Source organism: Novosphingobium album (ex Liu et al. 2023), from assembly GCF_029076845.1.
Lineage (GTDB): Bacteria > Pseudomonadota > Alphaproteobacteria > Sphingomonadales > Sphingomonadaceae > Novosphingobium.
Genome location: NZ_JARESE010000001.1, coordinates 267,400 through 293,053, shown reverse-complemented (window position 1 = coordinate 293,053; position 25,654 = coordinate 267,400). Strand labels below are relative to the sequence as shown.

Here is a 25,654-nt window from a genome sequence, read left to right as displayed (position 1 = left end):
CGCGCGGCCTATCTTCGTCCCATGCCGCTCCACATGACCAAGATCGCCTATAGCGCCGAAAGCCCGGCGAGCCTGAAGGCATGGCTGGAAAGCCACGCCGGCGCGCAAGGGGGCGGCGAAGCGCTGCTGACCACCCGCTACCTGCCCAAGCGGCACGCGGAGATGGCCGGCGGCTCGCTCTACTGGATCTTCGAGCACGCCCTGATCGGCCGATCGCCGATCCTGGGCTTTGCCCAGCGCGACGACGGCCGCTGGCACATCCGCCTTGCCCCCGTGCTGATCCCGGTCCAGACCCGGCCCCGGCGCGCCCACCAGGGCTGGCGCTACCTCGACGAGAAGGATGCTCCCGCCGACCTTGGCGCCGGCGAGGCGCAAGGCGATGCCATGCCGCCACGGCTGATCGGCGAACTGGCGAGGCTGGGGCTGGTCTAGCATCAGGACGCGAAATGGCGGCTATCGGCCCGACGGCCCGGCTGATAGAGCGGGGCCATGCTGACGCTCTCCTGCCACTGTGGCCAGATCCGCATCGAAATCACCCGGCAACCGGACTACATCAACGAGTGCAATTGCACCCTATGCAGCAAGGCGGGTGCTCGCTGGGCCTATTTTCATCCCTCGGACGTGAACGTGACGGGAGCGACCACCGGATATTGCCGGGAAGACAAGGCCGATCCGGCCGCGGAAATCCGGTTCTGTGCCCATTGCGGCTCCACGACGCATTTCGTCCTGACCGCGAGCGCCGCATCGAAGTTCGGCAATACCATGATGGGCGTCAACATGCGGCTGGCGGATGAAAGCGATCTTGCCGGAATGGAGCTGCGCTACCCGGATGGGCAAGCCTGGTCGGGCGAAGGCGAGTTCGGCTATGTGCGCGAAGCCCATCGCATCGGCCAGCCTGCCTAGGCGGCGTGGACAGGTTCGCCGCAGGCGGACCGTCGGCGGGGATGCCTTCCGCTTTTTTCCGTATTCCCCTTCCCGTCACCCGGCCTTGAGCCGGAGTGGCGAGCGAATATGATCGACTACCATTCGCCGCATTTGGTGGCAGCCGAATGTGGCCACGCCGCCCGGGGTCAGGATCTGTTCGCCGCGTGCCTCAGCCGGCCGCGCCCACCAGCCTTGCCGCCACCTTGCGCAAGCTGGCCACGTAGACTTCGGGCTCCTGCGCGCCGGGGATCATGAAGCGGCGTTCGATGAGCATCAGCGGCACGCTGGTGATGCCCATGTCGAGCGCTTCGGCTTCCTCCGCCTCGATCCGCGCCGCCAGCGCCGCGCTGTCGAGCGCCGCTTCGGCTTCCTCGCGGCCCAATCCCACGCTCTCGGCGATCGCGAGCAGGACCGCGCGGTTCGACACGTCGCGCCGCCGCTGGAAATAGGCATCGAACAGCGCGAGCTTGAGCCGGGTCTGCACCGCAGGCCCATGGGCATCGAGCGCGTGGTGGAGCAGCTGGTGCGCGGCGCGCGTGTTCCACAGCCGCCGCTCGGGCTCGGGCGCTTCGCCCAGATAGCGCATGTCATAGCCCGCGCGCGCGGCGATCTCGCGCATCCGCGCCATGGCCGCCGGGCTCGGCTCCTGCCCGTACTTGCGCCGCATGTGCGAGGCCATGTCCTCGCCTTCGGGCGGCATGGCGGGATTGAGCTCGAACGGGCGCCAGCGCACCTCGGCCTCGATCTCGCCCGCCAGTTGCGCGAGCGCCTGTTGCAGCTGGTGCCAGCCGATCACGCACCACGGGCACATGACATCGGACCAGATGTCGATCGACAGGCGGACCGGCGCGCTCATGCCCGGTCCAGCCACCAGCGCAGCAGCACATGCGCCACCGCCGTGCGCGGCGGCGCGCCGAAGGCCTGGCCGTTCTCCCCGCGCCCGACCGCCTCGACCGCGTCGGCCACGTCGGCGCGGGAGAACCAGCGCGCGTCCTCCAGCTCGGTCATGTCGACGATGATCGCCGGATCGTCCGCATAAGCATGGCAGCCGATCATCAGCGAGGACGGGAAGGGCCAGGGCTGGCTGGCCACGTACGTCACGTCGCGCACGCGCACCCCGGCTTCCTCCTGCACTTCGCGCGCCACGGCTTCCTCGATCGCTTCGCCGGGCTCGACAAAGCCCGCCAGCGCCGAATAGCGCCCCGCCGGAAAGCGCGGCTGGCGGCCCAGCAGGACATTGCCGTCATGCTCTACCAGCATGATCGTCACCGGATCGACGCGCGGGAAATGCTCGGCGCGGCAGTCCGCATTGGCGCAGTTGCGCTGCCAGCCGCCCTTGGCGATGTGCGTGGGCGCGCCGCAGACCGCGCAGAAGCGGTGCCGCGCGTGCCAGCCGACCAGCGAGCGCGCGCCGCCATACGTCGCCAGTTCGTCGCCCGCGAGCACCGCCATCGCCTGCCAGCTGCGCGGGCCGGCAACGGTGGCCTCACGCGGGAACCGGGCCGGGACTTCGGCGAAGCAGCCGCGATCGCCATCGAGGCCGAGGAAGACCAGTTCGCTGTCCGGCCCCGCGTCGGCCAGCGTCCCCCAGTCGAGCGTGCCTTCGGGCGTGATCACCGGGTCCAGCCCTTCGAGCCGCAGCAGCCGCGCGCGCCAGTCCCTGAGCGCGGCGAGCGCGGCGGGATCGGAACGGACATGATCGGCACGATCGAGCCGCGAGCCGGAAAAGGCGATGGTATTCATGGTCATGATCAGGAGTGCACCGTCAAAAGCGCCATGACATCGGTCCTGAGCGCGGTCTGGAACTGGGGTAGCATATCCAGCGCCTCGGGCGGCATGAGCTGGATGAAGATCTGCGAGCGCAAGGCGCGGGCCATGTCGACCATGCCGACCGTGCCCGCCGCCCCCGCCCAGCCGAAAATGCCGGCTTCGGGGCCAAGCCCGACGCGCCCGCCCGCGCCGAAATCGCTGCGCGGCGAGAACAGCGCCGGCCCCGCCACGCCCGGCGGCAGCAGGTTCGCGGTGCCTTGCCGCACCGCCGCCTCGGCCAGCACGCGCTTCCCGTCGATCTCGCCGAACTGCGCCAGCAGGCGCAGGAAGCGATCGTAATCGCGCGGGGTGGAGACCAGCCCCGCGCCGCCGAAGGGGAACGGCGGCTGGTCGAGATAGATCGAATCCTCGCCGCGATCGATCGGCACCAGGATCTCGCCCAGCGCCGCGTAGTTCGTCGTCAGCCGGTGCGCCTCGTGCGGGGCCACGCGGAAGCTGGTGCTGGCAATCCCGGCGGGATCGAAGATGGTTTCCTTGAGATAGACGTCGAACGCCTTGCCCGAGACCACCTCGATCACCCGGCCGAGCAGGTCGAGCCCCATGGAATAGCTCCAACGGGTGCCCGGATCATAGACCAGCGGCACTTCTGCCAGCCGGTCGGCGAAATGCTCCAGCCCGTGCACCGGCGTGCCGTGCGTCAGGGCGGGGATGGCCAGCCGGGTGATCTGCCCGGCGATCAGCCCGCGCCGTTCCATCAGATCCTTGATCGGCCCGGTCTGGACGATGGTGTAGCCGATGCCCGCCGAATGGGTCAGCAACTGGCGGATCGTGATCGGCGATTTCGCCGGGTGCAGCGCGGTGATCGAACCGTCGTACCGATCCTGCACCTGCATGTGCCGATACTTCGGCAGCACATCGTAAAGCGGCTGGTCGAGGCCGAGCTTGCCTTGCGCGACAAGCTGCATCGTCGCCATGCCGGTGATCGGCTTGGTCATCGAATAGACGCGGAACAGGCTGTCGGGCGTGACCGGATCGGGATCGCTGAAGCCTTCGGCGCCCTTGACGACGAATTGCGGCTCCTGCCCCGGCAGCCCCAGCGAGGCGACCGCGCCCGGCAGCTTGCCGGGGCCGACCCAGCGTTCCACCACCTGGCGGACATGAGGCAGCAGATCGGGCTGGGCGATCGCCCAGGCAAGCCGGGGCAGCAGCGCCGCGCCCAGACCGGCCAGCGCGCCCAGCCGCAGGAGGCAGCGGCGATCCAGCTCCACCTCGATGGCCGTGCGCCGGTCGCTCAATCACCGTCTCCCGTTCCGGCGAGCGCCAGCCGCGCCGCCTTGGCGAACAAGGTGGGCAGCCCCGCCTCGTCAAGCCGGGCGAGCGGCCACCATTCGCCCACGCCGGCCGGCAGACTAGCCCAATCGCGCCCAAGATAAACCGACAAGTGCAGGTCCAGCCCGAAATGCGTGAAGCCGTGCGTCACCGTGCCCGCGCTGTCCCACGGCCCGGCCAGCGGCGGCGGGCCCGCGCCATCGCCGCGCGCGCTCCAGCCGTCGTCGGGCAGCGCGCGCATCCCGCCCAGCATCCCGCGCCCGGCCCGGCGCACCAGCCAGACCGCCTCGTCCCGCTCGATCCAGAAGGCGCGGCCCACCCGCTGCGGCCGGGGTTTCTTCGCCGCCTTGACCGGATAGCGCTCGGGCTCGCCCCCGGCCCGCGCGGCGCAGGGGCCGGAAAGCGGGCACAGCAGGCAGCGCGGCGCGCGCGCGGTGCAGATCGTGGCGCCAAGGTCCATCATCGCCTGCGCGAAATCGCCCGCGCGCCGATCGGGCGTGATCGCCTCTGCGGCGACGCGGATCGCCGGCCGCGCGCCCGGCAAGGCATCGCCGATCGCGAAAAGCCGCGCGACCACGCGCTCGACATTGGCATCCACCACCACCGCGCGCCGCCCGAAGGCGATCGCGGCGACCGCCGCGGCCGTATAGGCGCCCAGCCCCGGCAGCACGCGCAGTTCCGCCTCGCTATCGGGAAAGGCCCCGCCGCGCGCCGCCACTTCGCGCGCGCAGGCCAGCAGGTTGCGCGCGCGGGCATAATATCCCAGCCCCGCCCAGGCGGCCATGACTTCGGCCTCGTCGGCGGCCGCCAGCGCGGTGACGGTGGGCCAGCGGCGGGTGAACGCGGCGAAATAGCCCTTCACCGCCGCGACCGTGGTCTGCTGCAGCATGACTTCGGACAGCCACACCCGGTAGGGATCGGGCGGCGGTGCCCCCGGCGGCGCACGCCAGGGCAGCACGCGGGCGCAAGCGTCATACCAGCCGAGCAAGGCGGGCGCGATCTGATCCGAACTGGCGTCCATGCCAGCGCTATGGCATTGGGGCAGCCGCAATGGAACGGGACAAGAAAAGCAGCGAGCCGCAGGGCCTGCGCCGCTATGAGCGGCCACGGGGCGGACAGGCGCGCGCGATTTCCGAGCTGATGCCCGAAGTGGGCCGCACCGCATTCCGCCGCTTCGGCTTCGTCCAGTCCAGCGTGGTCTCGCGCTGGCCGGAGATCGTCGGCCCGCGCCATGCCCGCGTATGCAGCCCCGAATCGATCCGCTTTCCGCCCGGCGAGAAGCGCGACGGCATTCTCCAGCTCGTGGTCGTGCCGGCGCACGCGCCGATCATCCAGCACGTGATCCCCGAGATCATCGAGCGGGTGAACCGCTTCTTCGGCTACAACGCGATCGCCCGGGTGAAGCTGCGGCAAGGCGCGGTCAAGGCGCCGGCCGCCACCAAGCCCAAGGCCGCATCGCCCTCGCTGCGGCCCGTGCCGATGGAACTGGGCGAATCGCTGCGCGACATCGGCGATCCCGAACTGCGCGCCGTGCTCGAATCGCTCGCCCGCAGCCTGGGCGCCAGACAGGAACCCGAGGAACAGCCATGAACCGCATCCTTCGCATCGCCGCCGTGGCCGCCTGCGCCATGCTCAGCCTGGCCGCCAGCCCGCCGCATCCCGACTGGAACGCGACGATCGCGCAGCGGCCGAACGGCAGCCACACGCTGGGCAACCCCGATGCCGCGGTGAAAGTGACCGAATACGTCAGCTACACCTGCCCGCATTGCGCCCGCTTCAACCAGGAAGCCGACGCGCCGCTGCGGCTGGCCTATGTGGCGCCGGGCAAGGTTTCGGTGACGGTGCAGCACCTGATCCGCGATCCCATCGACCTGACCGTGGCGATGCTGGCCAATTGCGGCGACCAGAAGCTGTTCTTCCGCCGCCACAACGCCTTCATGGCGACGCAGGACAAGTGGATGGGCAAGCTCGATTCGTTCACCCCGGCGCAGCAGGCGCGCTGGAGCACGGGGGCGATCTCGGCCCGGCTGAAAGCCATCGCCGACGATTTCGGCTTCTATGCGACCATGCAGCAATGGGGTTTTGACCGGCCGGCGGTGGACCGCTGCCTGGCCGATCCGGCCATGGCCAAGACCATCCTCGACCAGACGCACGAGGCATCCGAGCTGGGCGTCGATTCCACCCCCAGCTTTGCGATCAACGGCACCCTGCTGGCCGACACGCACACCTGGTCCGCGCTCGACACCCAGATCAAGGCGCGTATGTAGCGCGCGCCGGCGAAAGGCGGGGGTAACTTGTGGATGATGCCCGCCCCGCGTCCCGCCGCGCCTTGAACGCCGTTTCGCTTGCGCTAGCTTTATATCCCCACGGAGGTTCGACCCGCATGACTCCTTCCACCATTCGCCGGATCGCGCTTGGCCTGATCGCCGCCCCGCTCGCGCTGGGCCTTGCCGCCTGCGGCGACAAGACCGGGCAAGCGCCGACTTCGGGCGAGCCGATCGCCAAGATCGCGCCGCCCGCCGGCCAGAACTGGGCCGACATCATCGAAAAGACGCCCGAGGGCGGCTATCGCATGGGCAACCCGGACGCGCCGATCAAGCTGATCGAATTCGGCGCGCTGAGCTGCTCGCACTGCGCCGAATTCGCCAAGGAAAGCTTCACCCCCTTGCGCGACAACTACGTCGCCAGCGGCCGGGTGAGCTATGAGCTGCGCCTGTTCATGCTCAACGCGCTCGACATTCCCGCCGCGCTGCTGGCCACTTGCGGCGCTAAGGAAGCGGTGATCCCGCTGAGCGAGCAGTTCTGGGCCTGGCAGCCCGAGATGTTCGCCAAGCTGCAGACAGTGGGCGATGCCCAGTTGCAGGCGGCAAGCGCGCTGCCGCCGCAGCAGCGCTTCCAGGCGCTGGCCGACGCGGCCGGGATGACCGAATTCTTCGCCTCGCGCGGGATCGCCCGGGATCAGGCCGCCGCCTGCCTGGCCGACACCGCCAAGGCGACCGCTTTCGCCAACGAGACGCAGGAAGCCTCGGCCAAGTACAAGGTCGAAGGCACGCCGACGTTCTATATCAACGGCTCATCGGCCGGCACCGCGAGCTGGGACGTGCTGGAACCCAAGCTGCAGCAGGCCGGCGCCCGCTGATGCCCCGGCGGCGCGGCGGGTAAGGGCGCGCGGATGCGCATCAGGCGGCTCAAGCTCAGCGGGTTCAAAAGCTTCGTCGAGCCGTCCGAACTGCGCATCGAGCCGGGCCTGACCGGGGTGGTCGGCCCCAACGGCTGCGGCAAGTCCAACCTGCTCGAAGCGATCCGCTGGGTCATGGGCGAAAGCTCGGCCAAGTCGATGCGCGGCGGCGGCATGGAAGACGTGATCTTCGCCGGCACCGCGAACCGCCCGCCGCGCGCGTTCGCCGAAGTGGTGCTCAGCGCCGAGACCGCCGCCGGCGCGGACGGATCGCGCGAGGATCTGGAAGTCGTCCGCCGGATCGAGCGCGGCGCCGGCAGTGCCTATCGCATCAACGGCCGCGACGCGCGCGCCAAGGACGTGGCGCTGGTCTTCGCCGATGCCGCCACGGGCGCGCATTCGCCCGCGCTCGTCAGCCAGGGCCGGATCGCTGCCGTGATCGCCGCCCGGCCGGCCGAGCGCCGGCTGATGCTGGAAGAAGCGGCGGGGATCGCGGGCCTGCACGTCCGCCGCAAGGACGCCGAGCAGAAGCTGCGCGCGACCGAGACCAACCTGGCCCGGTTGGAAGACATCATGGCCGGGCTCGACAAGCAGATCGGCGCGCTGCGGCGGCAGGCGCGCGCGGCCGAGCGCTACAAGGCCTTGTCCGACCAGATCAAGCTGGCCGAAGCGCGGCTGGTCTTCGCCCGCTGGCGCGACGCGGCAACGGCGGCCGATGCCGCGCGCGCCGAGGCGCAAGCGGCGGAAGGCCGCGTCGGCGCGGCGCAGAGCGCGGCGAAAGCGGCGCAGGACGGGCAGGCCGCCGCCGCGAAAGCCTTGGCCGAGGCGCGCGATGAACTCGCCGACCGGCGCGACGATGCCAGCGCCCACGGGCACCGCATGGCTACGCTGACCAGTCAGCTCGAAGCCGCCGAGGAGCGCCTGGCCGATCTCGATCGGCAGCGCGACCGGCTGGAACGCGATTCGCGCGAGGCGGACCGGCTGACGCGCGACGCGGCCGACGCCCTCGCCCGGCTCGAACGCGATCTGGCCGAAGGACAGGCGCGGCTCGCCGCCGACGAAGCGGAACGCCCCGGGCTCGCCGTCGCGCTGGAACGCGCTGGGCAAGCCGCGCGCGCGGCCGAGCTGGATCTGGCGCAAGCGACAGCGGCGCAAGCCGGAGTCGAGGCCGAATGGCGCATCGCCGAAGCCGAACGCGCGCAGGCCCGTTCCCGGCTCGACCGGCTGGCGCAGGAAGCGGCACGGCATCAGGCGCAGTTCGCCGGGCTGGCCGAAGCGCACGATCTCGACGCGGCCGTGGCGGCGGCGATCGCGCGGCGCGATGGCGCGGTGGCGGCGCTGGCCGAAGCGCGCGCGGCGCTGGAAGCGCGGCAAGCCAGCAAGGCAGGCCTGCAAGCCGCGCGCGACGCCGCCGCCAGCGCGCTCGCCGGCGCCCGGGCCGACCTGACCGGCATCGAACGCGAGCATTCCGCCCTGCTGCGCGACCGCGAGGCGCGCGCGAAAGGCGCCAAAGGCGCGCAGGGCCTGCCCATCGCGATCGATCGCGTGCGCGCCGCCCCCGGTTACGAACGGGCCCTGGCCGCCGTGCTCGGCCGCGATGCCAGGGCGGTGCTGGGCTCGCCCGAAGCGGAGCGGGACGGCCGCTTCTGGACCGGCGCCGCCGCGCCCGCGCCCGTGGCCCGGACATTGGCGGCTTTCGTCACGCAGTGCCCGCCCGAACTGGCCGCGCGCCTCGCGCTGGTCCATGTCGCGGACGATGATGACGGATGCGCGCTCGCCCCCGGCGAATGGCTCGTGACGCGATCGGGGCTGCTGCGCCGCTGGGACGGCTTCGTCGCGCGCGGCGAAGGCGCGGCCGAGGCGGCGCGGCTGGAAGCCGAAAACCGCTTCGCCGAACTCGATGGCGAGTTGCCCGCGCGGCGCGCGCGCCTTGCCGAATGCGAGGCGGAGCAGGCCCGCGTCCAGCGGGAACTCGCGCTTGTCCAGGCCGCCGCCGTCGCCGCCGAACGCGCGATCGCCGCCGCTTCGGAGGAAGAGCGGCTGTCGCTGCGCGCCGTCGATCAGGCCGAGGATGCCCGCGCGCGCATGGCCGCGCGCCGCGCCGAACTGGAAGCGGCGGCCAGCGATCTTGCCGGGCAGCGGCTGGCGGCCGAAGCCGATCTCGCGGCAGCCGAGGCCCGCCGCGCCGCGCTGCCCGATCCCGCGGCCGGGCGCGCCGCGCTCGATGCCGCCCGCGCGCGGCACGACGCGGCGCGGCAGGCGCTGCAAACCAGCACCGCCGCGCTTTCCGCGCGCGATCAGGCGCTGGCCGTGGCGCGCGAACGCACGGCGGCGCAAGCCTCCGACATCCGCAACTGGCAAGCGCGCGCGGGCGATGCGGCCAGCCGGCTGGCCGAAATGGGCCGCCGCGCCGAGGAAATCGCCAGCGAACGCGCCGTCTTCGCCGCCAAGCCGGCCGCGTTGCTGGCGCAGATCGAGGCGGGCGACGCGGTGCGCGACAGGCTAGGTGCCGAACTGGCGCAAGCCGAAGCCGCGCTGGTGCAAGCCAGCGAGGCCGCGCGCGCCGCCGACGCCGCGCTGGCCGCCGCGCAGGAGGAGCTCGCCAGCGCGCGCGAGGCCCGGGCCGGCGCCGCCGCCCGCGCCGAGAACGAGGAGGCGCGCCGCGCTGAGATGGCCCGCCTTGCCGGCGAACGCTTCCAGTGCCCGCCGCCGCTGCTGCCCGAGCGGATCGGCTTCGCTTCCGCCGAAGTTGCCGCCGCGCAGGAGGAATCGGCGACGATGGACCGCCTCGTGACCGACCGCGAACGGCTCGGCCCGGTCAACCTCGTCGCCGCCGACGAACTCGCCGCGGCCGAGGCGCAGCACGGCGAGAGCCTGACCGAACAGGCCGAGCTGACCGAGGCGGTCCATCGCCTGCGCGGCTCGATCGGCAATCTCAACCGCGAGGGGCGCGAGCGGTTGCGCCATGCCTTCGAAGCGGTGGACACGCATTTCCGCCGCCTGTTCACCCGGTTGTTCCAGGGCGGACAGGCGCATCTGGCGCTGGTCGATTCGGACGATCCGCTGGAAGCCGGGCTGGAGATCTACGCCCAGCCGCCAGGCAAGCGGCTGCAATCGCTGACGCTGCTGTCGGGCGGCGAGCAGGCGCTCACCGCCGTCGCGCTGATCTTCGCGCTGTTCCTGACCAATCCCGCGCCGATCTGCGTGCTCGATGAAGTCGACGCCCCGCTCGATGACGCCAATATCGAGCGCTTCTGCGACCTGCTGGATGCCATGGTGGCCGAAACCGACACCCGCTACCTGATCGTCACCCACAATGCCGTGACGATGAGCCGGATGCACCGCCTGTTCGGCGTGACCATGGTCGAAAAAGGCGTCTCGCGCCTCGTCAGCGTGGATCTTGGCGGCGCCGAGGAACTGCTGGCGGCAGAGTAAGCCTAGCTATCCAGCACATAGCGCGGGCCCGGCCCGGTGATGCGGGCGCGATCGTCGCGGTTGTGGCGCTGGCAGCGTTCCAGGCTCATGCAGCCGCAGCCGATGCATTCATCCAGCTTGGTGCGCGTGCGCATCAGCAGCGCGATCCGCGCGTCGATCTCCTCGCGCAGCGATCGGCTGATGCGTTGCCAGTCGCTGAGGGTCGGCGTGCGGTCCTGCGGCAGCTTGGCCATGGCGATCTCGATCTCCGCCAGGCCCAGGCCCAGGCGCTGCGCGATCATGATGAAGCTGAGGCGGCGGATGTCGGACCGGCGGAAGCGCCGCTGGTTGCCCTCGGTCCGCATCGCGGTGATGAGGCCCTTGTCCTCATAGAACCGGATCGCCGAAACCGCGATGCCGGTTCGATCGGAGAGCGTGCCGATCGGAATCAGATCGTTCTTGTCCATGTTTGCGGGGCTCTCCCCTCTCCCGTCGAAAAGCTGAAGCTCGATCGAGATTCGGCTTGTTCGCCCTTCATGCCGGCTTGTGCACAGTTTTGTCCACAGGGAATCCGTGGGGGAGCGGGCTGGTGCCGCAATGCGCCGCAGACACCCTCTCAGGCGTTGCCCACCACCCAGCACGCCAGCGCCATCAGCAGCCCGGCGAAGCGGTTGGCGCGGAAGCGCGACAGCGCGTTGTCGCCATTGTCGGGCACCAGCGTCAGCACTTGCGCGGCCAGGTGCAGCGCCATCGGCACCAGCGCGACCAGCCCGAGCCAGTCGCCCCGCGCCCACCAGAACGCCAGCGTCCAGAGCATCAGCGCCGCCGCATAGAACAGCCCGACGCCCAGCCGCACCCGCCCGCCCATGCGCAAGGCCGAGGAGCGGATGCCGACGAGCGCGTCATCCTCGCGGTCCTGCAAGGCATAGATCGTGTCATAGCCGATGACCCAGGCGATGCAGCCCGCGTAAAGCGCGGCGAGCGCTTCCAGGTGATCGCCCCGGACTTCCACCCAGCCGACCAGCGCGCCCCAGCTGAACACCAGCCCCAGCCATGCCTGCGGCCACCAGGTGATCCGCTTCATGAACGGATAAGCCGCCACCGGCAGCACGCTGGCGAGCGCGACCGCCTGCGCCTGCCAGCGCAGTTGCAGCAGCACGGCAAGCCCGACCAGGCACAGCGCCAGCAGCCAGGCCCAGGCCGCCTTGCGGCTGACCGCGCCGCTCGCCACCGGGCGCGCGGCGGTACGCGCGACCTTGCGATCGAGATCGGCATCGACGATGTCGTTATAGACGCAGCCCGCCCCGCGCATCGCGATCGCGCCCGCCAGCAGCCACAGGATCAGATCCCAGCGGGCCGCGCCGCCGGCCAGCAGCACGCCCCAGGCGCAAGGCCAGAACAGCAGCCACCAGCCGATCGGCCGATCGAACCGCGCCAGCAGCGCCAGATCGCGCAAGCGCGGCGGCAAGGCGCCGACAAGGCCGCGATGCTCGCTGTCGGGGACGATCGGCGGCGATGAGGCGGTGTCACTCACGGCCCTAGTCCAGCCACTCCGGGACATGCTCGGCGGCAAGGATCGTCGCCGGCTCGATCCGGTTGGCGACCACGGCCCACCTGTCGCCGTCCACCATGACTTCGGGCACCAGCGCGCGGCTGTTGTAGGTGTTCGCCATCGTCGCGCCATAGGCGCCGGCGGTGCGGAACACGGCCAGGTCGCCCGCCTTCACCGCGTCGATCTCGCGCCCCATGGCGAACGTGTCGGAGCTTTCGCAGATCGGGCCGACGATGTTGGCGATCATCCGCTCGCCGCTGGGACGCACCGCGACGAAATCGTGCCAGGCATCGTAGAGCGCCGGGCGGGCGAGATCGTTCATCGCCGCATCGACCACCACGAAGGGATTGATCGCGCCCGGCTTCACCCGGATCACTTGCGTGATGAGCACGCCCGAATTGCCGGTGATGACGCGGCCGGGCTCGAACATCACGGTGGCGTTCCAGCCCTGCGTCACTTCGGCGACCATCGCGCCGTAATCCTCCGGCCCCGGCAGCACGTCGCTCGCCTTGTACGGCACGCCGAGCCCGCCGCCGAGGTCCATGTGGGTGACGGTGAGCCCTTGCCCGCGCAGTACCCGCATCAGCGCGCCCATGCGGGTGAACGCCTGCCGCGAGGGTTCCAGATCGGTGATCTGGCTGCCGATGTGCACGGCCAGCCCGCGCATGGCGAGCCCCGGCAGCGCCGCCAGCCGCGCATAGATTTCCGCGGCGCGGTCATAAGCGACGCCGAACTTGTTCTCGGCCTTGCCGGTGGAGATCTTGGCGTGGGTCCTGGCATCGACATCGGGATTGACGCGCAGCGTCGCCACCGCCGTCTGCCCGCGCGCCGCCGCCAGCGCGGCCAGTTCCACGCCCTCTTCCTCGCTTTCGAGGTTGAACTGGCCCAGTCCGGCATCGAGCGCCTCGGCCATTTCGCGCGGCGTCTTGCCGACGCCGGAAAACACGATGTCCGCCCCCGGCATCCCCGCCGCCAGCGCGCGGTGCATCTCGCCCGCCGAGACGACGTCGGCGCCATAGCCTTCTTTCGCCAGGAGCCGCAGCACCGCCAGATTGGGGTTAGATTTCACCGCGAAGGCGATATGCACGCTGGGCAGCGCGGCCAGCGCCTCGCGGAACACGCGGGCATGGCGCGTCAGCGTGGCGCGCGAATAGACGTAGACAGGCGTGCCCACCGCCGCCGCGATCGCGGCAAGGGGCACGTCCTCGGCGTGAAGCTCGCCGTTCCTGAGTTCGAAATAGTCCATGAAAAAGTGTGCGGCCTTATTCCTGCGGGGGCAGATCGAACGCGTCATCCTCGCGCCGTTCGGAACGGGTGCGCAGCTCCACGCTGCGTTCGGGAATCGCCTGGGTCGGCGTTTCGAGCAGTTCGTTCGCGCCCGGTTTCTGCTCCTGCCCGTAAGGCGCGGGCGGCAGGGTCTGGCCCGGCCGCAGTTCCAGCGCCTGCTTCTCGCCGCAGGCGGCAAGGGCCAGCAGCAGCACGATCGCGACGGTCTTGCGCATGTCCTTCACTCCAGCCCGAGCACCGCGCGCGCCTCGGCGACGCGTTCGCGCACCTGATCGGGCGCGGTGCCGCCGTGGCTCTTGCGCGCGGCAACCGAAGCCTCGACCGACAGGGCGGAGAATACGCGCGCGTCGATGCGGCTGTCGATGGACTTCAGGTCCGCAAGCGGCAACTGGTCAAGCGGCACGCCACGGCTCTCGGCCAGCTTCACCGCCGCGCCGGTGATATGGTGCGCCTCGCGGAAGGGAATGTCGCCCTCGCGCACCAGCCAGTCGGCCAGGTCGGTGGCGGTGGCATAGCCCAGCTCGGCGGCGGCGCGCATCCGTTCGGTGCGGAACGCGGTATCGGCGATCATGCCGGTCATCGCCGCGATCGACAGCGCGAGCAGGCCCGCCGCCTCGAACACCGGCGGCTTGTCGTCCTGCATGTCCTTCGAATAGGCGAGCGGCAGGCCCTTCATCGTCATCATCAGCGCGACGAGGCAGCCGGTGATCCGCCCGGCATGGCCGCGCACCAGTTCGGCCGCGTCGGGGTTCTTCTTCTGCGGCATGATCGAGCTGCCGGTGGAAAGCGCGTCGGGCAGCGCGACGAAGCCGAACGGCTGGCTCGCCCAGATGATGAATTCCTCGGCGAGTCGCGAGAGGTGCAGCGCGCACTGGCTCGCGGCCATCAGGTAATCGAGCGCGAAATCGCGGTCGGAGACCGAATCGAGGCTGTTCGCGGTCGGCGCGGCGAAGCCCAGCGCCTGCGCGGTCATCTCACGGTCGATCGGAAACCCGGTGCCGGCGAGCGCGGCCGCGCCCAGCGGGCACTTGTTGAGCCGCACGCGGGCATCGGCGAAGCGCGAACGATCGCGCGCGGTCATCTCGTAATAGGCCATCAGGTGATGGCCCAGCGTCACCGGCTGCGCGGTCTGCAAATGGGTGAAGCCGGGCATGATGCTGCCGGCATGTTCGCCCGCGCGCGTGACCAGCGCCTTCTGCAGCGCTTCCAGACCGGCGTCGGCCTCGTCGATCGCATCGCGCACCCAGAGACGAAAGTCGGTCGCCACCTGGTCGTTGCGGCTGCGCGCGGTGTGCAGGCGCCCGGCGACAGGCCCGATCAGCGCGGCTAGCCGGCTCTCGGTGGTCATGTGGATGTCTTCCAGATCCCAGTCCTCGGGCACGCCGGAGGCCGCATATTCGGCGGCGACGGCATCGAGACCGTCGCGGATCGCGATCGCATCGCCATCCGCAACGATGCCCATCGCGCCCAGCATCGCGACATGGGCCTTGCTGGCGGCGATGTCCTGCCGCCACAGCGCCTTGTCGAAGGGGATCGAGGCATTTATCTCGCGCATGATCGCCGACGGCCCGCCTTCGAACCGTCCGCCCCACATCGTGTTGGAGCCCTTGCCCTTGCCCATATCGCGTTCGCTCAAGCTTGCCGTCCTCGGTCTGGCCCTCGTGGCCGGCGGCTGCGATAGGCAAAGCGGCGGGGAGGCGCAACCGCAGCCTTCCGACAGCGCCGCAGCGGCCAAGGCGGATTCGCTCACCAAGCTGGACCGTTCGCACAAGGGCGAGCCGATTCCCGACGTGACGCTGAAGGATGCAGAAGGCGTCGAATGGAAGCTCGCCACGCTCACCGGCAAGCCGCTGCTGGTCAACCTGTGGGCGACATGGTGCGCGCCTTGCGTCACCGAGCTGCCGACGCTCAATGCCATCGCCAATCGTGCCGACCTGAACTTGCGCGTCGTCACTGTCTCGCAGGACATGGACGCGCCGGACAAGGTGCGGGCCTTCCTCGACCAGCGCGGCTTCGCGCAGCTGCCCTCGGTGCTCGATCCCAACAGCGACCTTGCCGCGCGCTACAAGGCCGTGACGCTGCCCACGACCGTGCTTTACGATGCGCAAGGCAAGGAAGTGTGGCGCTATTCGGGTGGCAACGAATGGACCAGCGAAGCGGCGCTGAAACTGCTCGCGCAAGCGCGGTAACGGGCGTGCGCCTCAAAGGCTGACGAGCGCCCGGAGGTCGTGGGCGGGTTGCGACGCGATGGCAAACCCGCCGCTGCCACGGCACGCCTTCCTCAGCCCACCACCGCCGGAAACCGCGCCGGTTCGCGCATATTGGAGCCGACCGGCGGATAGCCCACCGGCGTCCTGCCGGTGAACCAGATCAGCCGGCCATGCGCCTGTTCGGGCGCGATGGCGAAGCGATCGGCCACATCCCCGATCAGGTCGAGCCCCTTGCCGCGCAGGTATTCGGCGGCGGCGGACGCGTCCCTGACCTTGAAGACCAGGTTATGGATGCCCTTGGTCTCACGCGCGTGGACCGCGACGGGGGATGCCTCGACGCGGCCCCGCATCGCTTCCAGCACGGTATCGCCCATGGCGAAAGCCACGCAGTCCGCGTCCGCCTCGGGCAAAGCGCGCGTGCCGATCTCGGGCCAGTCGAACTGGCCGGCGAACACCGCGCGCGCTTCCTCCAGCGAGGGCGCGGACAGGCCGATGGCCTGCAGGCCCTCGATCGCCAGCGGATGCACCTCGCGCCATTTCGCCGGGGTCCAGGCGGGATCGCGGCGCGGATCGTTGGGCAGGTCCTGCGCCAGCACTTCGATGCGCATACCCAGCGCCTGCCCCCGGCCGATCAGGAAGTAATGCGCTTCCATGCCGGGATCGTAGTGGAGCTTGAACCCCTTGGCGGAAAACCACGCGTCGGCCGCCTTGAGGTCCGCCACCTTGAGCGCCACGCCCAGCCAGCGCATGGGCGCGGCCGAGCGCCGCAGCATCTCACCGATCGGCGCGCCCGGCTCCGCCCCCTTGCCGGCCGGCGCGATGGGGACGATCATGGTGTCGCCCACCATCATCAGGCTTTCCTCGCGGTCCAGCCCCATCGCCTGGGCCTCGGGCGTCATCAGCATTTCATAGGCGATCTCGGCGCCGAACACGTCCTGGAAGAACGCGTCGCAAGGCTTGCGATCCGCATTGTCGGCGATCGCCCAGCTTACGTGGGCAAGCGGCATCCCTGGCATGGTCCGGTCTCTCTCCCCGCTTCGATCGGCCGATCCTGCCGGATCGCGCCGGCGCGCTCAATAGGTGTGGGGTGAACCCGTGCCCATGTAGCGGGCAAGGTTCATGTGCAGGCTGGCGACGGAGCGCTCCATATAAGGGTTGGGCTGCGCGCCCCGGAAGCCGACGTTCTTCATGCCCTGCTGCACGGCGGCCATGTTGGCGAAATCCTGTTGCAGCACCGGCGGCCAGTCACCCGGCTCGGTATATTCCCACTCGGTCGCGGGCGCCTCGCCTTCGGGATAGAGTTCGTAGACGGCGGCCTCGAAGATGCACATGTCCGGGTCCGCCTTCCACGGCCGCGCCTGATAGCACAGCATGTTGTTGACCGCGTGGCCGATCTGGAAGTTCGGGAAGATCTGCCAGGCGGTGCCTGCCCGCGCGGTGTGCTGCGGATCGACCACCGGCCAGACCACGCCGCGCGCCGCGTCTTCCTCGCGCGCGGTCCTGATCCAGTATTGCGAGACTTCGGCCGCCGGGGTGCCTTCGGGCAATTCGTCCTTCAGCCGGTTGGCCACCGAGACCAGCGTCATCGTGGTGTTGGTATTGGCGTTTTCCCAAGTGAAGTTCTGCATGTCCGCCGTGGTCAGGCGCGGGTCTTCGCCCGCGCCCAGGCGCAGTTTGCCCGCGTCTTCCTCCTGCCCCTTGGGCGCGTCATAGCCGATGTTCGAATGCAGCCCCTGATTGCGCGCCCAGCCCCGGAACTGGCCGAATTCCATGAATTCCGGGTGAGTAGTGGCAACGTGGTAGGTTTCGGAGAAAGCCTCCATCGCGACTTTCCAGTTGCAGTTGAACACCACCCACTTGCGCCAGCGCGGGCGCATGTTGTGCAACTGGTAAGGTTCGAGCAGGCCGGCGGCGGGATCGAGGTATTCGGCCAGCGGCATCGCCTCGGGATCGAGGTTGATCCAGATCCAGCCGCCCCAGGTATCGACCTTGACCGTGCCCATGTCGGCCAGCCCGTCGCACAAGTGGCCTTGCCAGTCGTCCGGGTGCTCCATGAACGTGTTGCGGCCTTCCAGATCGAAGGTCCAGCCGTGGTAGCCGCAGATGAAGTTCGGCCGGGTGCCGCGCGCGTTGCGCTTGCCTTCGGGCACGTCCACCAGCTTGCGGCCGCGATGCGGGCAGACATTGTGCAGCGCGCGGATCTCGCCGGGCGAGGAGCGCACGATGATCACCGAATCGTCAAGGATATCGTAAGTGATGTAGTTGCCGACCTCGGGGATATCCTCCAGCCGCCCGGCCTGGAGCCAGACCCGGCGCCACAGCCGGTCACGCTCGGCCCGGGCATAGTCGGGCGAAACATAGGCTTCGGCCGGAATGTTGACGGGAACGGTGAGATCGTCGGCGGCCTGCACGATGTTGCCAACTTCGCCCATGGGTATCCTCGCTGCTCGAACTGTTCCGATTTTCGTGCGTTATTTCATTATTCGCACGCAAGTGCAAATCGCCCCGGCGGCCATTTGCCGCCATCCGGCCCTTGGCCTTGCCGCCGAAATAGGCGAAAGTCATCAGCGGACAAAAGCCGGCGCGGCGCGCGATACGCCCCCGGCGACGACGAGAGGACAGCCATGAGCGACGACAGTTCCGCAGCCATCCGCGACCAGCGCAAGGACTGGGCGACCGAGCACCGGGAGATGTATCTGGGCTCCGGCGGCGCCAAGGGCCACATCATGGACATCACCGCCGTGGGCGGGCGGGCCTTCGCGACGCATTGCATGGTCAAGTACACCGGCCGCAAGAGCGGCAAGGTGTTCATCACGCCGCTGTGCTATGGCGATATCGGCGGCGAAGTGGTGATCGTCGCTTCCAAGGGCGGGGCGGACCACCACCCGGCCTGGTACCTCAACATCCGCGAGCAGGCGGAAGTGGAATTCCAGGTCGCCACCCAGGCATTCCGCGCCACCTGGCGCGAGCCCGCAGGCGCCGAGCGCGAGAAGGTGTGGGCCTTCATGGTCGACAACTTCCCCTTCTATGCCGATTACCAGAAGGCGACCGACCGGATCATTCCACTGGTGATGATGCAGGCGATCGCCGAGATCCCGGTGTTCAGGCCCGAGGATGCGACCGGCATCCGCCAGTTCTGAACAGGCCCCTGCCGGCGCCGCTCAATGCGCCGGCAGGCTGTCGCTCCAGACGGGGGTGCGGCGCGGGACCGTGCCGATGGCCAGGCTGGCCGAAGCCATGAAGCCCAGCGTCAGCCAGAGGAACGGCGTGTAGCTGCCATAGCGGTCGAACACCGCGGCGGCGGCGAGCGGCCCGCAGGCGGTGCCGACCGAGAGCGCGGCCAGCAGCCCGCCATAGAGCCCGCCGAAATTGCGCAGCCCGAAGTGCCGGCTGCTGATGTAGACGACGACGTCGATCTCCGCGCCCAGCGTCACGCCGATCAGCGCCGCCGCCAGCCCGAGCGCGGCGAGCGACGTGCCGGAAAACAGCAGCAGCAGGCACCCGCCCACCGGCAGCATGAACATCACCGCGCCCACCAGCGGCGCCGGGAAGCGATCGAGCATGACGCCGGTGCCCAGCCGCCCGGCCATCGAGAACAGGCCGACCAGCGAGGCGATGCCCGCCGCCGCCAGCGGATCGGCGCCGCGATCGGTCAGGATCGGCACGAAGTGGACGACGAGCGCGATGATGGTGAAAGTGAACAGCAGGCAGGCGATCATCAGCCGGTGATAGACCGAGGAGCGCAGTCCCTCGCGCAGCGAGACGCCGGGCAAGTCGCGCGTGTTGCCGCGCGGCTTGTCCGCCTTGCCGGTCGGCCGGTCGAACGCGCCGCGAAAGAACAGGAAGATCACCGGCAGCGCCAGCGCCAGCCAGATCCCCGCCTGCGTCGGCAAGGCCGCGCGCCAGCCCAGCTCGCGGATCAGCCAGCTTCCCATGACCGGGAAGACCGAGGCGGCGACGGATGCGCCGCACAAGGTCACGGCAAAGGCCAGCCCGCGCGAGAAATGGAAACGCGAGGCGACCGCGCTGGTCCAGACTGAGGCCTGCACCGGCAGCGCCGCCAGCGCGATCAGGCCCCAGAGCAGGTACCAGTTGAGCAAGCTGCCCGTCGCGGTGCCGAGCAGCGCGAACGTGCCCAGCAGCAGCAAGAGGCCGATCACGCCGAAGCGGCGCGGCCCGAACCGGTCCACCGCCAGGCCGATGGCGATGCCGCCCACCGCCTGCACCAGCGTGGCCACGGTGAGCCCGGCCGTCACTTGCGTGCGCGACCAGCCGAACTGCTCGCTCACCGGGGCGATGAACGGCCCCAGCCCATAGATGTGGATCACGCTGGTGGCGTATCCGATCGCCGCCGCGATCGGCAGCATGAAGTGCGCGCGCCATTCCGCCCTGGCGCCGGAGGTAGCCCCCTCCATCAGGCGGAACCGGACCGGCCGGCCATCAATCCTCGTACCGCAAGTCGAGGTGCGTGCGCTCGCCATGGGGGCCCATCGGCGAATCGTATTCCTCGATGATCGAGACGACCGGATTGTCGTGGCTGGCGAACAGGTTCATCTCGTCTTCCCGGACGAAGTCGATCCGCTCCGGGCTGGCGATGATCGCTTGCGACCGCTCGAAATCCTCGCGGCTGTCCCACCAGATCTCCATCAGGCAGTCATAGCCCGGATCGATCACCTGGCCCGTCACCGGGTTCTTCTCGGGCTTGAGGTAGCGCCGCACATAGCGCCGCGCGTTGGGGATCGAGGGTGCCCGGCCTTGCCGCTTGGAAAGCTGCGCGTGCTGGTTTTCGTAATAGTCCATGAATTGCTCCATGGTCATGTCCGGGCGCTTCCTGAAGAAGCAGATCTGCTTGAACATGGCTTCGCCTCCCCTCAGGCCGGACGCAGCGCCAGGACGCTGCCTTCGGCATCGGCCGACAGGTAGATCGTGCCGTCGCTTCCGGCGGCCAGGCCGACGAAGGTGTACATCGGGCCGCACATGTCGCCCACGCCGCCCAGCGGCCGCACCGTGACGCCCTCGGGCGCGCCGACCGGCAGATCGCTGGCCAGGATCTCGCGCGCGCCGCCGGACAGGTCGCTCATGACAAGCTGCTTGCTGACCGGGTCCACCACGAAGAGCCGGCCGCCGTGGCAGGCCACGCCTTCGGGGCGGGCCAGCCCGTCGATCACCGTCTCGGCCTTGCCACCGGCCAGCTTCACCACGCGGCCCGCGCCCGATTCGGCGACATAGACCGTCCCGTCATCGCCGATCGCCACGCCCATCGGCCGATCGAGCCCGCGCGCGAGTTCCTCCACCTTGCCGCCGTCCAGCGCGAGCACGCGGCCCGTCGGCCATTCGGCGAAGACCACCGCGCCGCCCGGCGCGCGGGCGACCCCCATCAGCCGGTCGTAGCCGCTGGCCAGCACCTCGCTTTCGGCCGCCGCCGGGTTCCAGCGGGCGACCTCGCCATTGGCGGTAGTGACGATCCATTCGTCCGCGCCCGCCGGGGTGACATCGCGAATCCAGCCGGGGAAACCGGGCGAGAACAACATGCCGGCAAGCTGCAACTCCTCACCGGCGCGCAGGATGTAGCAGAAGCCGCCATCGGCGACGAACACCTCGCCTTTGCTTCCCACCGCCAGGCCGAGCGGCCATTGCAGGCCCTTTTCCACCAGTGGCCGGGTCTTGCCCGGCTCCAGGATCTCGGTGATCGAGCCGTTGATGTGCGAAACGAAGGTACGGCCATGGACGAAGGCCACGTTGTCGAGCCCCGGCCCGATATCGGCCAGCACGCTTTTCTCGCCAGTGCGCGGGTCGATCCTGAGCACCTGGCCCGAATAGACCTGGGTAGAGACGATGTAGCCGTCGGGATGGAACTTGACCGAATCGGGCACGCCCAAATCCCTCGCCACCACTTCGGGCTCGCCGCCGTCGAGGCTGATGCGCCAGATCTCGTTCGCGCCTTGCGCGGGGAAATAGAGCTTTCCGTCCGGCCCCACTTCGAACGCGTTCACCATCGGGCACTTGTCATAGATCACGCGCGGCGCGCCGCCATCGCGATCAAGCTCGACGATCCGGCCGCCCATGCGCAGTTCGCCGGCGATCAGGTGGCCCTGGTGGAACGTGATCGGGTTCGCCACCGGCATGTCGTCGGCGATCACCTTGTAAGTGCCGTCGGGCGCCATCATCGACACGCGCCCTTCGGTGATCTCGGTGCAGAACAGGTTGCCGCGATCGTCGAACACCAGGTCGTCCGGGCCGACGATGCCGCCACCCATCGGGCTGATCGTCTCGACCGCGCCGGTATCGGGATCGACCGCGCTGACCTGGCTGCCGGCGACTTGCGCGACGTAGATGCGCCCGTCGGCGCCGGTGCGGATGCCGTTGGCACCGTTGAGGCGGCTGGCCCGGGTCATGCGGTGCAGCATCCAGCCTTCGGCCGGCTTCGCCGTCAGGCCGTGCCTGTTACGTCCACTTGGTTCCAGCATGTATACATCCTCTCGCCCGACGGAATCCCGAGTCCCGGCAGGTTCCTATAGGGGCGCGGGAAACAGCGCAACGCATCGCCCGCGAAACCGGCGGCGCGATCACGCGCGAAGTCCATGGCGCGATCACGCGCGAGGTGCCCGGCCCGGCAAAGGCCGGTTGCCACTCGCCAGCCGTGCGAATATGCGAATGCCGACCGTATAGGCGGCGGCCATAAACCGGCCGGCACGCCCGATCGAGAGGATGGACGATGACCGAGATGCGCTTCGATGGCCGCGTGGCCGTGATCACCGGCGCGGGCCGGGGCCTGGGCCGGGCCTATGCGCTGCTGCTGGCGGCGCGCGGCGCCAGAGTGGTGGTCAACGACCTGGGTGGCGCGATCCGGGGCGACGGCCCCGATGCCGACGTGGCGCAAGGCGTGGCGGACGAGATCGTCGCGGCCGGGGGCGAGGCCATCGCCAACACCGATTCGGTCGCCACGCCCGAAGGCGGCAAGGCGATCATCCAGGCCGCGCTCGACACCTGGGGCCGGATCGACGTGCTGATCCACAACGCGGGCAACGTACGCTACGGCTCGATCCGCGACATCAGCTACGAGGATTTCCGCGCGGTGGTGGACGTGCACCTGCTGGGCGCGTTCCATGTCGTCCAGGCCGCGTTTCCGCACATGTGCGACGCGAACTATGGCCGCATCGTGCTCACCTCGTCGATCGGCGGGATCTATGGCAACGCCCGCTGCGTGAACTACGGCGTGGCCAAGTCCGGCATGATCGGGCTGAACGCCGTGGCGGCGCTGGAAGGCGAGGCGTGCAACGTCAGGTCCAACGTCATCGTGCCCAGCGCGGTCACGCGCATGGCCGAAGGGCTGGACATCACGCAATATCCGCCGATGCAGCCCGAACTGGTCGCGCCCGTCGTCGCCTGGCTGGCGCATGAGGACTGCACCGTCACCGGCGAGATGATCGCCTCGATCGCCGGGCGCGTCTCGCGCGTATTCATCGCCGAGACGAAAGGTGTCTATCGGCCCGAATGGACCATCGAGGAGGTTGCGCAAGCGGCCGAAGCGTTCCACGACAAGCGCGATGTGCTCGACTTTGGGCTGCACGGCCATGTCGGGCACATCGGATACAGTTTCGCGATGGCGCGCGGCCAGGATCAGCCGGACGGTTCGGATTAATGAACAACACTGTTGACAGCTAAGCACGCCACAATATTCACCCCAGGCGCAGGGCGGCCACCGATCAGAGTCGCCCGATGGAAGAAGTGGGACCGGACATGGACTGCCTGAAGACGAACGTACCCGCGCCCGAGGACGTCGATATCCCGGCGCTGAAGGAAAAGTACCGGCAAGAGCGTGACAAGCGCATCCGGCGCGAGGCCGGCGGGCAATATGCCGCGCCCGAGGACCACCTCGTCCACGACACGCGCGAGCACGATCCGTTCACCCCGGTGGTGCCACGCGACGCCATCGTCGAGGATCTCGACGTGGCGATCCTGGGCGCCGGCTGGACCGGCATCCTGGCCGGTTTCCACCTGACGCGCGCGGGTGTGACCAACTTCCGCCATATCGAGCACGCCGGCGGCTTCGGCGGCACCTGGTACTGGAACCGCTATCCGGGCATCCAGTGCGACAACGATGCCTATTGCTACCTGCCGCTGCTGGAAGAGATGGGCACGCTGCCCTCCAAGAAGTTCGCCGACGGCAAGGAAATCTACGACTACATCCAGACTATCGTCGACAAGTTCGCATTCCGCGACAAGGCCCTGCTCCATACCGAGATCACCGCGCTCCAGTGGGACGAGGGGATCAAGCGCTGGCGCGTCTCGACCAATCGCGGCGACGACATCCGCGCCCGCTTCGTCATCATGTGCGGCGGCACGCTGTCGACGCCGAAGTTCCCTTCGGTGCCCGGCATCCACAAGTTCCGCGGCAAGATGTTCCACACCAGCCGCTGGGACTACGATTACACCGGCGGATCGTGGGAAGCGCCGGTGCTCGACAAGCTGGCCGACAAGACGGTGGCGATCCTGGGCACGGGGGCGACCTCGATCCAGGCGGTGCCTTACCTGGGCCAGTACGCCAAGCAGGTCTACGTGATCCAGCGCACGCCCTCCAGCGTGGACGAGCGGCCCAACCCGCCGACCGATCCTGCATGGGCCGCCTCGCTCCAGCCCGGCTGGCAGGCCGAGCGGCAGGCCAACTTCCTGCGCGCCGCCAACGAGATCATCCCGCCGGGTGACCCGGACCTGATCTGCGACATCTGGACCGAGATCAACCGCAACCTCAACGCCGAGCTGGAAGCCGAGGGCTGGCCGCAGATCTCGATGGAAGAATTCTTCGCCCGGCGCGAGATGATGGACTTCCGCGTGATGGAACGCCTGCGCAAGCGCGTGGAAACGATCGTCAACGACCCGGCCACCGCCGAGGCGCTGAAGCCCTATTACCGCTTCATGTGCAAGCGGCCGCTGTCGAACAACGACTATTACGAGACGTTCAATCGCCCCAACGTCACGCTGATCGACGTTTCGGCGACGGCCGGGCTCGAAGCGATGAGCGAGAACGGCTTCATCCACCAGGGCACCGACTATCCGATCGACTGCATGGTCTTCGCGTCGGGCTTCGAAGTGACCAGCGAACTGAAGCGCCGCTGGGGCATCGGCACCGTCACGGGGCGCGAGGGCGTGTCGATCTACGATCACTGGGCCGATGGCCCGCTGACGCTGCACGGCACGATGACGCACCATTTCCCGAACATGTTCTTCACCGGCTATGTCCAGGGCGGGCTCAACGGCAACACCACGCTGCAGTTCGGCAGCCAGGGCCAGCACGCCAGCCATATCATCGCGCAGGCGCTCAGCCGCGGGATCAAGGCGGTGGAACCCACGCAGGAAGCGCAGGACGCCTATGTGAAGGAGTTCCGCGAAAAGGAGCTGGACCTGTCGGTGATCCTCAACGAGTGCACGCCGTCCTACTTCACCAACGAAGGCGAGAAGGAGGCCAAATGGTTCCTGTTCCGTGGCTGGGGACCGGGCTGGAACGACTTCCAGGCTAAGGTCCAGGCATGGCGCGACGACGGCACGATGCCGGGTATGCGGCTGGATAGCTGATGACCGGGAGAAACTAGCCGGGGCAGTCGGCGCAGCGGCCGACCGCCTCGATCACCAGCGCGCGCACGGTAAAGCCATTGTCGCCGATCGCGCGCGCGACCTGGCTGACGGGCGCGCCCAGCGCATGAGGCTGCACGCGCCCGCACGCCTCGCACACCGCGATCGCGTCGATCCCGGCGCCGCGCAGCATATAGGCCTTGCTGGTTTCGATACGGTGGACTTGCCCGGTGGCGATCAGCCGCTCCATCGCCCGATAGATCTGCGCGGGAAACAGCCGCGCGCCGGCCTGGGCCGCGCGGCTCTGCACGTCATAGGCGGTGAGCGGGCGATCCTCGCCTGCCAAGGCCGCGAGAATGATCGCCTCGCAATCCTGCGTCTTGCGATTGGTCCGCCGTGCCATTGCGCTGCCCCCAGGCG

At 69.3% G+C, this 25,654-nt stretch carries 26 protein-coding genes; 11 read left to right on the top strand and 15 right to left on the bottom strand.

The genetic code is table 11. The annotated features are described in order from the left end of the window. The first annotated feature begins 21 nt into the window (after nucleotides 1–21). Together PYV00_RS01375 and PYV00_RS01370 are read left to right on the top strand one after the other, a co-directional pair. On the top strand, nucleotides 22–432 hold the full coding sequence (locus PYV00_RS01375; protein WP_275226448.1) for a DUF1489 family protein: 411 nt from the start codon (nucleotides 22–24) through the stop codon (nucleotides 430–432). Between the two features lie 57 nt (nucleotides 433–489). Continuing rightward, complete coding sequence (locus PYV00_RS01370; RefSeq protein WP_275226447.1) at nucleotides 490–903, top strand: GFA family protein; 414 nt, start codon at nucleotides 490–492, stop codon at nucleotides 901–903. A 190-nt stretch (nucleotides 904–1,093) separates the two neighbouring features. On the opposite strand, the gene PYV00_RS01365 is transcribed toward PYV00_RS01370, so the two are convergent. Genes PYV00_RS01365 through PYV00_RS01350 form a run of 4 tightly spaced genes read right to left on the bottom strand, consistent with a single transcriptional unit; the run spans nucleotide 1,094 to nucleotide 5,044 of the window. Continuing rightward, a complete protein-coding gene (locus PYV00_RS01365; protein WP_275226446.1) occupies nucleotides 1,094–1,780 on the bottom strand; it encodes a DsbA family oxidoreductase in 687 nt (228 codons plus the stop codon). Beyond that, nucleotides 1,777–2,673 (bottom strand): NAD(+) diphosphatase, encoded by an 897-nt coding sequence (gene nudC, locus PYV00_RS01360; protein ID WP_275226445.1) that lies wholly within the window; start codon nucleotides 2,671–2,673, stop codon nucleotides 1,777–1,779. The genes PYV00_RS01365 and nudC overlap by 4 nt, the downstream gene beginning before the upstream one ends. Before the next feature lie 2 nt (nucleotides 2,674–2,675). Continuing rightward, complete coding sequence (locus tag PYV00_RS01355; protein WP_275226444.1) at nucleotides 2,676–3,989, bottom strand: serine hydrolase domain-containing protein; 1,314 nt, start codon at nucleotides 3,987–3,989, stop codon at nucleotides 2,676–2,678. Beyond that, entirely contained in the window at nucleotides 3,986–5,044 is a 1,059-nt protein-coding gene (locus PYV00_RS01350; RefSeq protein WP_275226443.1) for an A/G-specific adenine glycosylase, read from the bottom strand. Before PYV00_RS01350 ends, PYV00_RS01355 begins: the two co-directional genes overlap by 4 nt. A 29-nt stretch (nucleotides 5,045–5,073) precedes the next feature. Here PYV00_RS01350 and PYV00_RS01345 point away from each other — a divergent pair, with 29 nt between their 5' ends. The 4 genes from PYV00_RS01345 to smc all read left to right on the top strand — a co-directional run bounded on the left by PYV00_RS01345 (nucleotide 5,074) and on the right by smc (nucleotide 10,636). Further along, the gene (locus PYV00_RS01345; RefSeq protein ID WP_275226442.1) at nucleotides 5,074–5,613 is read left to right on the top strand and encodes a DUF721 domain-containing protein; all 540 of its coding nucleotides are present in this window, start codon (nucleotides 5,074–5,076) and stop codon (nucleotides 5,611–5,613) included. Beyond that, on the top strand, nucleotides 5,610–6,290 hold the full coding sequence (locus tag PYV00_RS01340) for a DsbA family protein (RefSeq protein WP_275226441.1): 681 nt from the start codon (nucleotides 5,610–5,612) through the stop codon (nucleotides 6,288–6,290). The genes PYV00_RS01345 and PYV00_RS01340 overlap by 4 nt, the downstream gene beginning before the upstream one ends. Before the next feature lie 116 nt (nucleotides 6,291–6,406). Then, the gene (locus PYV00_RS01335; RefSeq protein ID WP_275226440.1) at nucleotides 6,407–7,162 is read left to right on the top strand and encodes a thioredoxin domain-containing protein; all 756 of its coding nucleotides are present in this window, start codon (nucleotides 6,407–6,409) and stop codon (nucleotides 7,160–7,162) included. A gap of 33 nt (nucleotides 7,163–7,195) precedes the next feature. After that, nucleotides 7,196–10,636: a chromosome segregation protein SMC gene (smc, locus tag PYV00_RS01330; RefSeq protein ID WP_275226438.1), complete on the top strand. Its 3,441-nt coding sequence runs from the start codon at nucleotides 7,196–7,198 to the stop codon at nucleotides 10,634–10,636. 2 nt (nucleotides 10,637–10,638) lie between these two features. On the opposite strand, the gene soxR is transcribed toward smc, so the two are convergent. From soxR to argH, 5 genes are all read right to left on the bottom strand, one after another. After that, on the bottom strand, nucleotides 10,639–11,082 hold the full coding sequence (soxR, locus tag PYV00_RS01325; protein WP_275226437.1) for a redox-sensitive transcriptional activator SoxR: 444 nt from the start codon (nucleotides 11,080–11,082) through the stop codon (nucleotides 10,639–10,641). 149 nt (nucleotides 11,083–11,231) lie between these two features. After that, a complete protein-coding gene (ubiA, locus tag PYV00_RS01320; RefSeq protein WP_275226436.1) occupies nucleotides 11,232–12,176 on the bottom strand; it encodes a 4-hydroxybenzoate octaprenyltransferase in 945 nt (314 codons plus the stop codon). Next, nucleotides 12,154–13,413, bottom strand: coding sequence for a diaminopimelate decarboxylase (lysA, locus tag PYV00_RS01315; protein ID WP_275226435.1), 1,260 nt, complete (start codon nucleotides 13,411–13,413; stop codon nucleotides 12,154–12,156). The genes ubiA and lysA overlap by 23 nt, the downstream gene beginning before the upstream one ends. Nucleotides 13,414–13,429: 16 nt before the next feature. Continuing rightward, complete coding sequence (locus PYV00_RS01310) at nucleotides 13,430–13,669, bottom strand: hypothetical protein (RefSeq protein ID WP_275226434.1); 240 nt, start codon at nucleotides 13,667–13,669, stop codon at nucleotides 13,430–13,432. Between the two features lie 5 nt (nucleotides 13,670–13,674). Further along, nucleotides 13,675–15,048: an argininosuccinate lyase gene (gene argH / locus PYV00_RS01305; protein WP_275226577.1), complete on the bottom strand. Its 1,374-nt coding sequence runs from the start codon at nucleotides 15,046–15,048 to the stop codon at nucleotides 13,675–13,677. A 19-nt stretch (nucleotides 15,049–15,067) separates the two neighbouring features. Between argH and PYV00_RS01300 the strand changes: the two genes are divergently transcribed. Continuing rightward, a complete protein-coding gene (locus PYV00_RS01300) occupies nucleotides 15,068–15,643 on the top strand; it encodes a TlpA family protein disulfide reductase (RefSeq protein WP_275226433.1) in 576 nt (191 codons plus the stop codon). 92 nt (nucleotides 15,644–15,735) lie between these two features. Here the strand turns inward: PYV00_RS01300 and PYV00_RS01295 are convergent, their stop codons facing one another. Then, on the bottom strand, nucleotides 15,736–16,680 hold the full coding sequence (locus PYV00_RS01295; protein WP_275226432.1) for a glyoxalase: 945 nt from the start codon (nucleotides 16,678–16,680) through the stop codon (nucleotides 15,736–15,738). A gap of 57 nt (nucleotides 16,681–16,737) precedes the next feature. After that, nucleotides 16,738–18,096 carry an aromatic ring-hydroxylating oxygenase subunit alpha gene (locus PYV00_RS01290; protein WP_275226431.1) on the bottom strand — a complete coding sequence of 453 codons (1,359 nt, stop codon included), beginning with the start codon at nucleotides 18,094–18,096 and terminating at the stop codon, nucleotides 16,738–16,740. Here PYV00_RS01290 and PYV00_RS01285 point away from each other — a divergent pair. After that, on the top strand, nucleotides 18,095–18,292 hold the full coding sequence (locus PYV00_RS01285) for a hypothetical protein (protein ID WP_275226430.1): 198 nt from the start codon (nucleotides 18,095–18,097) through the stop codon (nucleotides 18,290–18,292). The two genes, PYV00_RS01290 and PYV00_RS01285, sit on opposite strands and share 2 nt — an antisense overlap. Continuing rightward, nucleotides 18,289–18,804 carry a nitroreductase/quinone reductase family protein gene (locus PYV00_RS01280; protein WP_275226429.1) on the top strand — a complete coding sequence of 172 codons (516 nt, stop codon included), beginning with the start codon at nucleotides 18,289–18,291 and terminating at the stop codon, nucleotides 18,802–18,804. Before PYV00_RS01285 ends, PYV00_RS01280 begins: the two co-directional genes overlap by 4 nt. Before the next feature lie 21 nt (nucleotides 18,805–18,825). On the opposite strand, the gene PYV00_RS01275 is transcribed toward PYV00_RS01280, so the two are convergent. From PYV00_RS01275 to PYV00_RS01265, 3 genes are read right to left on the bottom strand one after another with little or no spacing between them, the layout of a single operon-like run. Beyond that, complete coding sequence (locus PYV00_RS01275) at nucleotides 18,826–20,079, bottom strand: MFS transporter (RefSeq protein WP_275226428.1); 1,254 nt, start codon at nucleotides 20,077–20,079, stop codon at nucleotides 18,826–18,828. A gap of 25 nt (nucleotides 20,080–20,104) precedes the next feature. Then, entirely contained in the window at nucleotides 20,105–20,521 is a 417-nt protein-coding gene (locus PYV00_RS01270; protein WP_275226427.1) for an EthD domain-containing protein, read from the bottom strand. 14 nt (nucleotides 20,522–20,535) lie between these two features. Next, nucleotides 20,536–22,131, bottom strand: coding sequence for a gluconolaconase (locus tag PYV00_RS01265; RefSeq protein WP_275226426.1), 1,596 nt, complete (start codon nucleotides 22,129–22,131; stop codon nucleotides 20,536–20,538). 248 nt (nucleotides 22,132–22,379) lie between these two features. On the opposite strand from PYV00_RS01265, the gene PYV00_RS01260 reads away from it, so the two are divergent. Further along, nucleotides 22,380–23,306: an SDR family NAD(P)-dependent oxidoreductase gene (locus PYV00_RS01260; protein ID WP_275226425.1), complete on the top strand. Its 927-nt coding sequence runs from the start codon at nucleotides 22,380–22,382 to the stop codon at nucleotides 23,304–23,306. 98 nt (nucleotides 23,307–23,404) lie between these two features. Further along, nucleotides 23,405–25,237 carry a flavin-containing monooxygenase gene (locus PYV00_RS01255; protein ID WP_275226424.1) on the top strand — a complete coding sequence of 611 codons (1,833 nt, stop codon included), beginning with the start codon at nucleotides 23,405–23,407 and terminating at the stop codon, nucleotides 25,235–25,237. A gap of 13 nt (nucleotides 25,238–25,250) precedes the next feature. Here PYV00_RS01255 and PYV00_RS01250 read toward each other — a convergent pair whose 3' ends face one another. Beyond that, complete coding sequence (locus PYV00_RS01250) at nucleotides 25,251–25,637, bottom strand: Fur family transcriptional regulator (RefSeq protein WP_275226423.1); 387 nt, start codon at nucleotides 25,635–25,637, stop codon at nucleotides 25,251–25,253. Nucleotides 25,638–25,654: the final 17 nt, after the last annotated feature.

Coding starts and splice junctions, on each gene's coding strand:
- PYV00_RS01375 (WP_275226448.1), top strand. CDS start 22: ATGCCGCTCCACATGACCAAGATCGCCTATAGCGCCGAAAGCCCGGCG.
- PYV00_RS01370 (WP_275226447.1), top strand. CDS start 490: ATGCTGACGCTCTCCTGCCACTGTGGCCAGATCCGCATCGAAATCACC.
- PYV00_RS01365 (WP_275226446.1), bottom strand. CDS start 1,780: ATGAGCGCGCCGGTCCGCCTGTCGATCGACATCTGGTCCGATGTCATG.
- nudC (WP_275226445.1), bottom strand. CDS start 2,673: ATGACCATGAATACCATCGCCTTTTCCGGCTCGCGGCTCGATCGTGCC.
- PYV00_RS01350 (WP_275226443.1), bottom strand. CDS start 5,044: ATGGACGCCAGTTCGGATCAGATCGCGCCCGCCTTGCTCGGCTGGTAT.
- PYV00_RS01345 (WP_275226442.1), top strand. CDS start 5,074: ATGGAACGGGACAAGAAAAGCAGCGAGCCGCAGGGCCTGCGCCGCTAT.
- PYV00_RS01340 (WP_275226441.1), top strand. CDS start 5,610: ATGAACCGCATCCTTCGCATCGCCGCCGTGGCCGCCTGCGCCATGCTC.
- PYV00_RS01335 (WP_275226440.1), top strand. CDS start 6,407: ATGACTCCTTCCACCATTCGCCGGATCGCGCTTGGCCTGATCGCCGCC.
- smc (WP_275226438.1), top strand. CDS start 7,196: ATGCGCATCAGGCGGCTCAAGCTCAGCGGGTTCAAAAGCTTCGTCGAG.
- soxR (WP_275226437.1), bottom strand. CDS start 11,082: ATGGACAAGAACGATCTGATTCCGATCGGCACGCTCTCCGATCGAACC.
- ubiA (WP_275226436.1), bottom strand. CDS start 12,176: ATGTCCCGGAGTGGCTGGACTAGGGCCGTGAGTGACACCGCCTCATCG.
- lysA (WP_275226435.1), bottom strand. CDS start 13,413: ATGGACTATTTCGAACTCAGGAACGGCGAGCTTCACGCCGAGGACGTG.
- PYV00_RS01310 (WP_275226434.1), bottom strand. CDS start 13,669: ATGCGCAAGACCGTCGCGATCGTGCTGCTGCTGGCCCTTGCCGCCTGC.
- argH (WP_275226577.1), bottom strand. CDS start 15,048: ATGTGGGGCGGACGGTTCGAAGGCGGGCCGTCGGCGATCATGCGCGAG.
- PYV00_RS01295 (WP_275226432.1), bottom strand. CDS start 16,680: ATGCCAGGGATGCCGCTTGCCCACGTAAGCTGGGCGATCGCCGACAAT.
- PYV00_RS01285 (WP_275226430.1), top strand. CDS start 18,095: ATGGGTATCCTCGCTGCTCGAACTGTTCCGATTTTCGTGCGTTATTTC.
- PYV00_RS01290 (WP_275226431.1), bottom strand. CDS start 18,096: ATGGGCGAAGTTGGCAACATCGTGCAGGCCGCCGACGATCTCACCGTT.
- PYV00_RS01280 (WP_275226429.1), top strand. CDS start 18,289: ATGAGCGACGACAGTTCCGCAGCCATCCGCGACCAGCGCAAGGACTGG.
- PYV00_RS01275 (WP_275226428.1), bottom strand. CDS start 20,079: ATGGAGGGGGCTACCTCCGGCGCCAGGGCGGAATGGCGCGCGCACTTC.
- PYV00_RS01270 (WP_275226427.1), bottom strand. CDS start 20,521: ATGTTCAAGCAGATCTGCTTCTTCAGGAAGCGCCCGGACATGACCATG.
- PYV00_RS01265 (WP_275226426.1), bottom strand. CDS start 22,131: ATGCTGGAACCAAGTGGACGTAACAGGCACGGCCTGACGGCGAAGCCG.
- PYV00_RS01260 (WP_275226425.1), top strand. CDS start 22,380: ATGACCGAGATGCGCTTCGATGGCCGCGTGGCCGTGATCACCGGCGCG.
- PYV00_RS01255 (WP_275226424.1), top strand. CDS start 23,405: ATGGACTGCCTGAAGACGAACGTACCCGCGCCCGAGGACGTCGATATC.
- PYV00_RS01250 (WP_275226423.1), bottom strand. CDS start 25,637: ATGGCACGGCGGACCAATCGCAAGACGCAGGATTGCGAGGCGATCATT.